This window comes from Paraburkholderia polaris (assembly GCF_012927345.1).
GTDB classification, from domain to species: Bacteria; Pseudomonadota; Gammaproteobacteria; order Burkholderiales; family Burkholderiaceae; genus Paraburkholderia; species Paraburkholderia polaris.
In genome coordinates, this window is sequence record NZ_JABBGJ010000021.1 from 64,038 (window position 1) to 76,393 (window position 12,356).

General features: G+C 62.0%; 10 protein-coding genes. 5 read left to right on the forward strand and 5 right to left on the reverse strand.

Annotated features, from left to right (window positions below; genetic code table 11):
- The first annotated feature begins 144 nt into the window (after positions 1-144).
- Both HHL24_RS20205 and HHL24_RS20210 read left to right on the forward strand, forming a co-directional pair.
- Positions 145-1,251: an aromatic ring-hydroxylating oxygenase subunit alpha gene (locus HHL24_RS20205; protein ID WP_169487191.1), complete on the forward strand. Its 1,107-nt coding sequence runs from the start codon at positions 145-147 to the stop codon at positions 1,249-1,251.
- Positions 1,252-1,430: 179 nt separating this feature from the next.
- Positions 1,431-2,300: a sulfurtransferase gene (locus HHL24_RS20210; RefSeq protein ID WP_169487192.1), complete on the forward strand. Its 870-nt coding sequence runs from the start codon at positions 1,431-1,433 to the stop codon at positions 2,298-2,300.
- A gap of 151 nt (positions 2,301-2,451) precedes the next feature.
- Here HHL24_RS20210 and HHL24_RS20215 read toward each other — a convergent pair whose 3' ends face one another.
- The 3 genes from HHL24_RS20215 to polA all read right to left on the reverse strand — a co-directional run bounded on the left by HHL24_RS20215 (position 2,452) and on the right by polA (position 7,683).
- Positions 2,452-3,324 carry a dienelactone hydrolase family protein gene (locus HHL24_RS20215; protein ID WP_169487193.1) on the reverse strand — a complete coding sequence of 291 codons (873 nt, stop codon included), beginning with the start codon at positions 3,322-3,324 and terminating at the stop codon, positions 2,452-2,454.
- A 90-nt stretch (positions 3,325-3,414) separates the two neighbouring features.
- Positions 3,415-4,764, reverse strand: coding sequence for an NAD(P)/FAD-dependent oxidoreductase (locus tag HHL24_RS20220; protein WP_169487194.1), 1,350 nt, complete (start codon positions 4,762-4,764; stop codon positions 3,415-3,417).
- 177 nt (positions 4,765-4,941) lie between these two features.
- Positions 4,942-7,683 (reverse strand): DNA polymerase I, encoded by a 2,742-nt coding sequence (polA, locus tag HHL24_RS20225; protein ID WP_169487195.1) that lies wholly within the window; start codon positions 7,681-7,683, stop codon positions 4,942-4,944.
- A 1-nt stretch (position 7,684) separates the two neighbouring features.
- Here polA and HHL24_RS20230 point away from each other — a divergent pair, with 1 nt between their 5' ends.
- Positions 7,685-8,428 (forward strand): LOG family protein, encoded by a 744-nt coding sequence (locus HHL24_RS20230; RefSeq protein WP_097394787.1) that lies wholly within the window; start codon positions 7,685-7,687, stop codon positions 8,426-8,428.
- Between the two features lie 54 nt (positions 8,429-8,482).
- Here HHL24_RS20230 and HHL24_RS20235 read toward each other — a convergent pair whose 3' ends face one another.
- Positions 8,483-9,400 carry a transcriptional regulator GcvA gene (locus HHL24_RS20235; protein ID WP_169487196.1) on the reverse strand — a complete coding sequence of 306 codons (918 nt, stop codon included), beginning with the start codon at positions 9,398-9,400 and terminating at the stop codon, positions 8,483-8,485.
- A gap of 97 nt (positions 9,401-9,497) precedes the next feature.
- Between HHL24_RS20235 and HHL24_RS20240 the strand changes: the two genes are divergently transcribed.
- Complete coding sequence (locus tag HHL24_RS20240; RefSeq protein WP_169487197.1) at positions 9,498-10,067, forward strand: chromate transporter; 570 nt, start codon at positions 9,498-9,500, stop codon at positions 10,065-10,067.
- Positions 10,064-10,594, forward strand: a complete 531-nt coding sequence (locus tag HHL24_RS20245; RefSeq protein WP_169487198.1) for a chromate transporter — start codon at positions 10,064-10,066, stop codon at positions 10,592-10,594. Before HHL24_RS20240 ends, HHL24_RS20245 begins: the two co-directional genes overlap by 4 nt.
- Positions 10,595-10,723: 129 nt before the next feature.
- On the opposite strand, the gene HHL24_RS20250 is transcribed toward HHL24_RS20245, so the two are convergent.
- The gene (locus HHL24_RS20250; RefSeq protein ID WP_169487199.1) at positions 10,724-12,250 is read right to left on the reverse strand and encodes an AMP nucleosidase; all 1,527 of its coding nucleotides are present in this window, start codon (positions 12,248-12,250) and stop codon (positions 10,724-10,726) included.
- Between the last annotated feature and the right edge of the window lie 106 nt (positions 12,251-12,356).

Here is a 12,356-nt window from a genome sequence, read left to right on the forward strand (position 1 = left end):
AACGCGAACTTACTTGACATTTTTGACCCAAATCAGTCACTTAAGCGCCCCACGGTGGGGGAAACAGGTATAATCTCGGGCTCCCTAAATCGAATCTTCGATGGTTGGGTTGTTCACTGCTTTCACGTCTTCACGGGAGTGGGAATGTCCAATCTGAGCAATGCATTGCAGTTGCGGTCTGTCCACAGCCAGCTGCCAGTCACGGCTTACTTTGACGAAGCGCTTCTAACGCGCGAAATCGACACCCTTTTCAAGAAAGGTCCTCGCTACATCGGCCACGATCTCATGGTGCCCGAAGCGGGGAATTATTTTGCTTTGCCCAGCGAGGGCGAAGGGCGTGTGCTCGTCCGTAACCAGCAGTCGCAAGTCGAACTGCTGTCGAACGTGTGCCGCCACCGGCAAGCCATCATGCTCAATGGCCGCGGCCAGACGGAGAACATCGTCTGCCCCCTGCATCGCTGGACGTACGATCTGAACGGCCAGCTCCTCGGTGCCCCTCATTTTGCGGACAACCCCTGCCTGAATCTCGGCGCCACGCCGCTGCAGAACTGGCAAGGCCTGCTGTTCGAAGCGCAGGGGCGCGACGTCGCGCGGGACCTGGCGCGCCTCGGCACCAAGCAACACTTCGATTTCTCGGGCTTCATGTTCGATCACGTCGAAGTGCACGAGTGCAATTACAACTGGAAGACTTTTATCGAGGTCTATCTGGAGGACTACCACGTCGCGCCGTTCCATCCGGGCCTCGGCAGCTTCGTCAATTGCGACGACCTGACGTGGGAGTTCGGCGAGTGGTACAGCGTGCAGACGGTCGGCGTCCACAAGGATCTGGAGCAGCCGGGCAGCCCGACGTACCGTAAATGGCACGACGAAGTGCTGCGCTTCCGCGGCGGCAATCCGCCCGATTTCGGCGCGATCTGGATGGTGTACTACCCCGGCATCATGATCGAGTGGTATCCGCACGTGCTGGTCGTGTCGTGGTTGATTCCGCGCGGTCCGCAGAAAACCACCAATGTGGTGGAGTTCTATTACCCTGAGGAAATCGCGCTGTTCGAACGCGAGTTCGTCGAAGCCGAGCGCGCCGCCTACATGGAAACGGCCCGCGAAGACGACGAGATCGCCGAGCGCATGGACGCAGGCCGCCGCGCGCTGATGGAACGCGGCGAATCGCAGGTCGGCCCGTATCAGAGCCCGATGGAAGACGGCATGCAGCACTTCCATGAGTTCTTGCGGCGCGAGCTCGGCGCGATCTGATCCGCGCGTGCTCCGCATGCAAGGGAGTTTGAGCCGATCCTTGCGCGAGTCGCATCAAAGCATGGAAAGACGGGCTTCGGCCCGTCTTTTTTTGTTTAGACTATCACTATCGTTCGGCCATTCGCTAACGGCGCCAAGCCGCCGGCCAAGCGCCGCAATCGCCCGTTTGAGGAGACGTCATGCCCCACACTCACTACACCACTCTGATCTCCGCGTCGAATCTCGCGGAACGGCTTGCCGCCGCGCCGGGCAGTGTGTTCGTCATCGATTGCCGCTTCGATCTGGCCGACACCGAGGCGGGCGAGAAAGCCTATTTGGCCGGGCATTTGCCGGGCGCGCACTATCTGAATCTTGATCGCGATCTGTCGGGGCCGAAGAACGGCCACAATGGCCGCCATCCGCTGCCAGATCGCGCGCGGCTCGTGGAGACACTGGAGTCGCGCGGCCTGAAGCAGGGTCAGCAGGTCGTCGCGTATGACGCGCAAGGTGGCATGTACGCCGCGCGCGCATGGTGGCTGCTGCGCTGGCTGGGACACGATGCGGTTGCACTGCTCGACGGTGGACTGCAAGCCTGGGAGGCCGCCGGCCAGCCGCTGACGCAAGACGCGCCGGCGCAGAATACCGGTGACTTCAAAGCGGGCGCGCCGCTTTCGGTTACCGTCGACGCGCAGACCGTCGAGCGCAATCTCGGCACGAAAGAACGCGTCGTGGTCGACGCGCGCGCGAACGATCGCTATCGCGGCGAGAACGAGACGCTGGATCGCGTCGGCGGCCATATTCCCGGCGCGCTCAACCGGTTCTTCAAGGACAACCTCACCGCCGACGGCCGCTACAAGCCGGCACACACGCTGCGTGAGGAATTCCATGCGTTGCTGGCCGACACGCCGCCGGAACACGTCGTGCTGCAATGTGGCTCAGGTGTGACGGCATGCGTGAACGCACTCGCGATGGAGATCGCGGGCATGCATGGCGCGGCGCTGTATGCGGGATCGTGGAGCGAATGGAGTTCTGATCCGAAGCGTCCGGTTGCTACGGGTCCGAATCCCTAAGCGTCCCATCAAGCGGGACGAATAGCGAAAAGGCCGTGGCCGCTTTCCAGCGGCCACGGCCTTCTTCATTCTTTAAGCCGGGCGCATCGGCACGTCGTTTCGGCGAGTCAACGAAGGTATCGAACGCGCCATGCCAAGCCAGCGCGCACCTTTATGCGACTCCGTGCTGCTTGAACCACACCAGCGCACGTCGCCAGCCATCTTCAGCATCGGCTTTTTTGTAGCTCGGCCGATAATCCGCAAAAAACGCGTGGCCCGCGTCGTCATACACGACGAATTGCGAACCGCGGGCCGCCTGCGGACCCTGAGCGATGGCCTGCTTCATCTGCGCGAGCGTGGCTTGCGGAATGCTTTGATCCTGCAGCCCGTATAGGCCCAGTACCGGTGCCTGCAGATCGCCAACGCGATCGAGCGGGTTCGCGGGCGTGGTCGCGCTGTGATCTCCGCTCACGCGCCCGTACCACGCTACCGCAGCCTTGAGCCGCGGATTGTGCTCCGCATACAACCACGCAATCCGTCCTCCCCAGCAAAATCCGTTCACGCCGAGCCGGTTCAGATCGCCGCCGTGTTCGCCCGCCCATGCGACGGTAGCGTCGAGGTCGCCCAGCGCCTGCTCGTCCGGCACCTTGCTGAGAATCTGATCGCTGATCTGCTGGATGGTCGGCAGCACCGACGGGTCGCCCTCGCGGACGAACAGATCCGGCGCGATCGCCAGATAACCGAGCTTGGCAAAGCGCCGGCACACGTCGGCAATATGCTCGTGCACGCCGAACGCCTCGTGGATCACGATGATCACCGGCAGATGCGTCTTGCCCTTCGGCTGCGCTCGATAGGCAGGCACGAGCGTATCGCCAGAACGCACGCCAATCTCGCCGGCTTCAAGACCGTCGCTATCGGTATGGATGGTTTGCGCCGACACCGGCAGCACGGCCGCGGCGAAACCGGTGCCGAGCGCGGCTTTGATGAAGGTACGGCGATTGAAGGGAACGTGCGGGACCAGGCTGTCGATGTCGGGTTTCAGCATGCGGCGCTCCTCGGGTGAAGGTTGGATGCAACAGGATACGCTTCACCCGCGTCCTGTTGCACATGCAACCTTCTCAAGCGCGGTCAGCCCTCAGTGCAGCTTGACCCGCGGCAGCGTGGTGCGCCGCAACCAGTGCGCAAAGGTATCGAGCACCATCCGCGCGTAGCCGTGCAGCGCCGCGATATGCAGCCGGTACAGCGACATGTACATGAAGCGCGCGAACAGCCCTTCGATCAGCATATTGCCGCCGATCACACCGCCCATCAGATTGCCGACCGCGCTGAAGTGCCCGAGCGACACCAGCGAGCCGAAGTCGCGATAGGTAAATTCGGGCAGCGGCTTGTTCTCGAGCCGGGCCGCTAGCGCTTTCATCAGGAAGCTCGCCTGCTGGTGAGCCGCTTGCGCGCGCGGCGGCACGTTGCGCTCATTGCCCGGCCATGGGCAAGCCGCGCAATCGCCGAGCGCAAAGACGTTGTCATCAATTTCGGTTTGCAGCGTGCGGCGCACGATGAGTTGCCCCAGACGGTTGACCGGCAGGCCGTCGAGCTCACTCAGGATGGCGGGCGCCTTGATGCCCGCTGCCCACACTGTCAGATCGGCGCGCACGGTTTTACCGCTCGCCGTGCGGATCATGCCGGGCGCGACCTCGGCCACGGTCTCGCCGATCATCAGCTTCACACCGAGCTTGGTGAGCAATTCGGCGGTGGCCGTCGACACACGTTCCTGCAAGGCGGGCAAAATGCGCGGCCCCGCCTCGATCAGCACGATGCCGACGTCGTGCCGCGGATCGAGCTTATGCAAGCCGTACGCGGACAACACCTGAGCCGTATTGCGCAACTCAGCCGAGAGTTCGACGCCCGTCGCACCGCCGCCGACGATCGCCACCTGGATGCGCGGCTCAGAGGAAGGCGATGTGCCCAGGCCCGATTCGACAGGTTCATGCACCTGATGCTCCGCGCGCATACAGGCCGCGATCAGGCGCTTGCGGAAACGCTCCGCCTGGCTGACCGTGTCGAGCGCCAGGGAAAACTCGGGCGCGCCCTTCACGCCGAAGAATGCCGTGGTGCTGCCAATCGCGATGATCAGCGTGTCGTATTCGAGTTGGCGTTCGGGCAACAGTTCTGCGCCATCGTCGTCGAGCACGGTGCCGAGCGTCAGACGTTTGTTCGCGCGGTCCAGACCGGTCAGGTCGCCCTGCTGAAACTCAAAGCCGTGCCAGCGCGCTTGCGCCGCATATTCGAGTTCCTGGGTGAACGGGTCCATGCTGCCGGCTGCCACTTCATGCAACAGCGGCTTCCAGATATGGGTTGGATTACGGTCGACGAGCGTCACTTGCGCGCGCACACCGCCTTTGTTCTTGTGGGGTGCATAGCGGTCGCCTAAGCGCGTCGCCAGTTCCAGTCCCCCCGCGCCCCCGCCAACGACGATAAAACGATGCATTGAACTCTCCGTATTTGCCGATGGGTTATGCGTCGCGCCGGCGCGCATGAAACATGAAGCGCGCGCCGTCTGTCCTAGCGATTGTCCGCGAGCGGCACGGGTTGTCACAAGCTATCAATACGCATATGTGACATGCGCACGACGTTATCGCCTGTCAAGCGCCCCGTCACATGCACGTCAATGTGCTTCTTCCCAGTTCAGGCCAGCGCCCACTTCAGCGACCAGCGGCACTTTCAGCGCGGCGACACCGCACATCAGCTCCGGCAAGCGCTTGCGTACGTCGGACAATTCCGCGTCCGGCACTTCGAGAATCAGTTCGTCGTGCACCTGCATGATCATGCGCGTACCGACCTTCGACTCTTCGATCCACTTCTGCACCGCGATCATCGACAGCTTGATGAGGTCGGCGGCCGTGCCCTGCATCGGCGCGTTAATGGCCGCGCGCTCTGCTGCCTGACGGCGCGGACCGTTACCGCCGTTGATCTCCGGCAGCCACAGGCGGCGGCCGAACGCCGTTTCCACGTAGCCCTTGGCCTTCGCGCTCAGACGCGTTTCGTCCATATAACGCGCGACGCCGGGATAACGCGTGAAGTAGCGGTCGATATACAGCTTGGCCGCGTCGCGCGTAATGCCGAGGTTCGCGGCAAGACCGAACGCGCTCATGCCGTAGATCAGCCCGAAGTTGATGACCTTCGCCACACGCCGTTGATCGTTCGACACTTCGAGCGGCGTCACGCTGAAAATTTCCGCGGCAGTGGCGCGGTGAATGTCTTCGCCTTGCGAGAACGCACGCAGCAACGATTCGTCGCCGGAGATGTGCGCCATGATGCGCAGTTCGATCTGCGAGTAGTCGGCGGAGACGAGCTTGTGGCCCGGCGGGGCGATAAACGCCTCGCGAATGCGGCGGCCTTCGCCGGTGCGCACGGGAATGTTCTGCAGGTTCGGATCGTTCGACGCCAGCCGGCCCGTCACCGCCACTGCCTGCGCATAGTTCGTATGCACACGGCCGGTGGTGGCGTTGACCATGCGCGGCAGCTTGTCCGTATAGGTCGATTTCAGCTTCGACAAGCCACGGTGTTCGAGCAGGATTTTCGGCAGCGGATAGTCTTCGGCGAGCTTTTGCAGCACTTCTTCGTCGGTGGACGGCGCGCCGCTCGGGGTCTTCTTGACCACCGGCAATTCGAGCTTCTCAAAGAATATCTGACCAATCTGCTTCGGCGAACCGAGATTGAATTCGCCGCCGGCCAGCACGTACGCTTCGCTCTCCAGTTGAATCAGACGCGTGGCGATTTCGCTGCTTTGCGCGCGCAGCTTTTCCGCGTCGATCAGTACACCCGTGCGCTCCATCTTGCGCAATACGCGCGAGGTGGGTACTTCGATGTCGCGGTAAATGTGCTCGAGCGTCTTCTCCGCGGCGACTTGCGGGTACAAGGCCTGATGCAAGCGCAAGGTGATGTCGGCGTCTTCTGCCGCGTATTCGGCGGCCGTTTCCAACGCGACTTCGTCGAAACCGATTTGCGACGCGCCCTTGCCCGCGACCTCTTCGTACTTGATCGTCTTGATGCCGAGATGGCGCAGCGCGAGGCTGTCCATGTCGTGCGTACGGTGCGATTCGAGCACGTACGATTCCAGCAGCGTGTCGTGTTCGACGCCGCGCATTTCGATGCCGTAGTTCGCCAGCACCTGTTCGTCGTACTTCATGTGCTGGCCGACCTTCTTGCGTTCGGCGCTTTCCAGCCACGGCTTGAGCTTTGCCAGCACTTCGTCGCGCGGCAGTTGCACGGGTGCGTCCGGGCCGCGATGCGCGACCGGCACATAAGCGGCATAGCCAGGCTCGACCGAGAAAGACAACCCAACGATTTGCGCGGTCATCGGATCGAGCGAGGTGGTTTCGGTATCGAACGCAGTCAACTCGGCGGCGTTGATTTTCTCAAGCCACGCGTCGAACTGTTCCCAAGTCTGCACCGTGTCGTAGTGACGTTCGTGATCCACGGTGAGCGCCGGCGGCACATCGGTCTCGGGACCTTCCACGGCGTCCGCGATTTCCACTTCGCGCAGCCAGGTCTTGAAACCGTTGCGCGTGAACACGTCGCGCAGTTCCTCGCGCGATTCCGGCCGGCTTTGCAGGCTTTCCTCGATCGACACGATATGGCCGGTCAGATCGCATTGGCGCTCGACGGTGACGAGTTTCTTCGCCATCGGCAGAAAATCGAGCGCACGTCGCAGATTGTCTCCTACCGCACCTTTGATTTCGTCCGCATGTGCGACGATGCCATCGAGTGTCTCGTACTGCGTCAGCCATTTGATTGCCGTTTTCGGCCCGCATTTCTCGACGCCTGGCACGTTGTCGACGGTATCGCCGATCAACGACAGGTAGTCGATGATGCGCTCCGGCGGCACGCCGAATTTGGCGATCACGCCGGCGCGGTCGAGCTTCTCATTAGTCATCGTATTGATGAGGGTGACATGATCCGACACGAGCTGCGCCAGATCCTTGTCCCCAGTCGACACGATCACATTCATGCCGCGTTTTTCCGCCTCGGTGCTGAGCGTGCCGATCACGTCGTCAGCTTCGACGCCTTCGATCATCAGGAGGGGCCAGCCGAGCGCGCGCACGGCGACGTGAATCGGCTCGATCTGACGCGAGAGATCGTCCGGCATCGACGGGCGGTTCGCCTTATAGTCGGCATACCAGTCGTCGCGAAACGTTTTGCCCTTGGCGTCGAACACGCAAGCGCTATACTCTGCAGTGACTTCCTTGCGCATGCGGCGCAGCATGTTGATCATTCCGTAGAGCGCACCCGTCGGGCCACCTTCGGGTCCGCGCAGATCAGGCATCGCATGGTAGGCCCGGTACAGATAACTCGAACCGTCGACCAATAGCAGGGTCTTACCTTCAAGGCTTCGTTCTTCAGGCATTATGACTAAGAGAAAAGTGATTCCGAGTCTGCGATCACTCGCAGATCAAGAGCGCGCAACGGCTAAGAAGGCCCGCGCATCGTGGCAGATGTTCACGATTATGGCAGAGTTTATCGAGGCGACCGAGTACCTCTCGGAGATTCGCCCGGCTGTCAGCATCTATGGTTCAGCGCGCCTGAAACCGAACTCGCCTTACTACAAACTCGCCACGCAGATCGCACGTAAGCTGTCGGACGCAGGCTTCGCGGTCATCTCGGGCGGCGGCCCCGGCATCATGGAGGCGGCCAACAAGGGCGCCCATGCGGGCAAAGCCCCTTCGGTCGGCCTGAACATCGAGCTGCCCCACGAGCAATCGGGCAATCAGTGGCAGGACATCTCGCTGCGTTTCCGCCATTTCTTCACGCGCAAGGTCACGTTCGTGAAGAACTCGGACGCGGTGATCGTGATGCCGGGCGGCTTCGGCACGCTGGACGAACTCGCCGAAGTCCTCACGCTGATTCAAACCAAGAAGTCACGCCACGTGCCGATCATTCTGGTGGGCGCCGAGTTCTGGGAAGGCCTGCTTGCGTGGTTCAAGAACTCGCTCACGCCGATGGGCCTGATCAATCCGGCGGATATGGACCTGATGCAGGTGATCGACGATCCGGACCAGGTGCTCGAAGCGGTGCTGAAGTTCTACGAAGACCGCGAAGAAGCCGAACCGCATCCGGCCAAGTCGGATGAGGACCGGATGTTCTATCTATGATGCTGGATGTTCGCGCCCCGTGCGCGAAGTGACGATAGAATGAGCACGCGGGATCTAGCGGGCAGCCTTCAGGCTGCCCGCTTCCGTTTCATCGGTCTGATCACCCTGCGCTTGCAACCATTCGCAGAACTGCGCCACTAGCGGCGCCTGCGCGACCTCCCGCCGCGCCACCCACCAATAGCCGCGCGCATCTATCCGCGGACCGGCCAGCGGCACCACGAGCCGCCCCGATGCCAGCTCATCCGCCAGCAAAGGCAACGGACCCAGCGCCACACCGAGACCATCCACCGCAGCCTGCAAGGCCAGATAGAAGTGATCGAACGACTGCTTCTTCCGGCATTTCGCCGTTACTCCTGCTGCCGATAACCAGTTACCCCACGCATCGGGCCGCGTGTCCGAATGCAGCAGCACATGCTTCGCGAGATCGTCGGCCGCGTTGATCGGCGAGCGTTGCAGGAGCGTGGGACTGCACACTGGAATCTCGCTCTCACCAAGGAAATGGCCGCTCACGCAGTTCGGCCAATGCGCTGGACCGCGCCGCACCGCGACGTCGAAGCTGTCAAGTGTTTCGACCGGGGCGTTTGAAGTCGATAAGCGCAGCTCCGCATTCGGCACCTTGCGCTGGAACTGATGGAGCCGCGGCAGCAGCCACTTCATCGCGAAGGTGGGCAGAGCATTCACCCTTAAAACGTGAACGACGCCCGTATCGCGCAGTTGGTCCGTGGCGAGCGCAATGCTGTCGAACGCGGCCTGCACGGTGCCCAGATAACGGCGGCCGTCGTCAGTCAGGCGCACGCGTTTCCCGCGGCGATGGAATACCTGCACGCCGAGCCATGCTTCAAAAGCCGCGACTTGCCGACTGATTGCACCGTGAGTCACATGCAATTCGTTCGCCGCGGCAGTGAAGCTCTCATGCCGTGCGGCAGCCTCGAAGGCACGCAGCGCAGGAAAAGGGGGAAGATTACGAGCCATGCTTGTGATTCTAGATCACAAAGGCGCGCTCAAAAATCGTTTTGCCCAAAGCCGGTTCGGCGCTAACCTCCTGAGCTTGAACTGGAAGCTTAGCGATATGGATCACGATCTCACCTCAACCGAGGCCGCCCTGGCGCCCACGCCCACCTTGCGGGAAATTTTTGGCGGTTTTCTCGGCCTCGGGCTGATTTCGTTCGGCGGCGCACTGCCGCTGGCACGGCGTGCCCTGGTTGAGCAACGGCGCTGGCTGACCGGCGCGGAATTCACCGACTTGCTCGGCCTGTGCCAATTCTTGCCGGGCGGCAATGTGATCAATCTTTCTGTGGCGATCGGGATGCGCTTTCGCGGCGTGCCGGGTGCGCTGGCGGGTTTGCTCGGATTGATCGCGGGGCCATCACTAATCGTGATCGGCCTTGGCGTGCTGTATGAACACACGCAAAACGACCCGCACGTCCGCCATCTCTTTGCCGGTCTCGCTGCGGCGGCGTCCGGTCTGCTGATCTCGATGGCCGTGAAGATCCTGCTCCCATTGCGAAATAAGCCGATGGCCGCGCTCATCGCGGCGCTCGGCTTCATCGCGATCGCCATCATGCGCCTGCCGCTTCTGCCTACGATGCTGGTACTCACGCCGCTCAGCATCTACATCGCGTCGAGGGCCGCACGATGAACGACACGCTCATTTCTCTTGCCATCATTTTCAGTCAGCTTTCGCTACTGGCATTCGGCGGCGGCAACACCATTCTTCCGGAGATGCAACGCCAGGTGGTGGACGTGCATCACTGGATGCCGGCCAGCGAATTCAGCGCGCTGTTCGCGCTCGCGCAAGCGGCGCCAGGGCCGAATCTGATGATCGTCACGCTGGTCGGCTGGCACGTGGCGGGTTGGGCGGGCATGCTGGTGACTTCAGTGGCGAAGTTCGGACCGTCTTCGCTCGTGACGATTCTGGCGCTGCATGCGTGGGATCGGTTCAAGGACCGTCCGTGGCGGCGTTACGCACAAATGGGGCTGGTGCCCGTGACTGCCGGCATCGTCGCGGCGAGCGCGGCCCTGATCGCCGAAGCGTCGAACCCGACGGCGATTGCATGGGCGATCGCCGCTTCTACCGCTGTGCTCGCGTTGAAGACACGCATTCATCCGTTGTGGCTACTGGCGGCTGGGAGTTTGATCGGGCTGACGGGCTTCGGGCAGTTCTAGCCGTCGCCCATTACATGAGCCTTGCGGGGGTCTCAGGTGCTGAGGGCTGTCAATTCCCATCAGGCTTCAGTTTATCGAACCGCGGGCAAGGCGAGCGGAACCAGCGCACGCGTTGCCCGAAGAATCGTTTTACTGAAACGCCACTTCCGCGAAGCTGCGCAGCTTGCGGCTATGCAAACGATGCAGCCCATTCATCCGCAACAACTCCATCGCCTTCACACCGATCTGCAGATGCTGATCGACTTGCGCGCGATAGAACTGATCCGCCATGCCGGGCAGTTTCAATTCGCCATGCAAGGGCTTGTCCGACACGCATAGCAAGGTGCCGTAAGGCACACGGAAGCGGAACCCGTTCGCGGCGATCGTCGCGCTTTCCATATCGAGCGCGACCGCACGGCTTTGCGACAAGCGCTGCACCGGCTCACGGTGATCCCGCAATTCCCAGTTGCGGTTATCCACACTCGCCACCGTGCCCGTGCGCATCACGCGCTTCAACTCGACGCCATCCAGTTGCGTGACCTGCGCGACCGCGCGTTCCAACGCCACCTGCACTTCGGCAAGTGCAGGAATCGGCACCCACAGCGGCAAATCGTCGTCGAGCACGTGGTCTTCGCGCACATAGCCGTGCGCCAGCACGTAATCGCCCAAGCGCTGCGTGTTACGCAGGCCCGCGCAGTGGCCGAGCATGATCCACGCATGCGGACGCAGCACGGCGACGTGATCGGTAATCGTCTTCGCGTTCGACGGCCCGACACCGATGTTGATCATCGTGATGCCGCTGCCATCGGCACGCTTCAGGTGATACGCAGGCATCTGCGGCAGACGCGGCGGCGCCGTGCCTTCCTGCGCCTGCTCGCCAAGATTCTCGTTGTACGTGATCACGTCGCCCGGTTCGACAAACGATGTGTATTCGCTGCGATACGCGCGCAGTGCTTCGTCGTCGGTATGCGCCATCATCGCGCGGCCGAGTTTGACGAACTCGTCGATATAGAACTGATAGTTCGTGTACAGCACGTAGTTCTGGCAATGCGTGGGCGAGGTCGCCGTGTAGTGCTTCAGCCGATGCAACGAGAAATCCACCCGTGCCGCCGTGAACAGCGCGAGCGGATGCGGCTCGCCCGGCAGCGGCTCATACGTGCCGTTGACGATGCGGTCGTCGAGCAGCGCCAGGTCCGGCGTATCAAACACGTCGCGCATCAGGAACAGGCGCTCGCGATCCAGATCGCCTTCGAGATGGATGCCTTCGGCGAAGGCAAAGTGAATCGGAATCGGCTGATCGGACACACCGACTTCGATCTTCACGTGATGGTTCTTCGCCAGCAGGCGCAATTGTTCACGATAGTAGTTGCCGAACAGATCGGGTCGCGTGACGGTCGTCTCGAACACGCCCGGGCCCGCAACGAAACCGTACGAGCGGCGCGAATCGATATGCGTGTTGACTTCGGTGCGCACTCTGACGAACGGGTAGCAGGCGCGCACCCGGCGTTCGAACAGTTCGTTGCGGCGATAGCGCGCGAAGGCGTCGCGCAGGAACGAGGTGTTCGCTTCGTAGATCGCCGACAGACGCGTGACAGCCTCGGTCGCGTCGTCGAAGGATTCGGTTGGGAAGCTGTTGGCGGGAGTCTGCACCGCGCGTTGATTAGTATCGTTGTTCATCTTCATTCGCCCCTATTGATGAGATGACATTACCACGGAACCCGTGATCGCCAAATGACCTCGCGGCGCGTACGCAACTGCCGCAACAGCGGCCGCAAGATTGCGC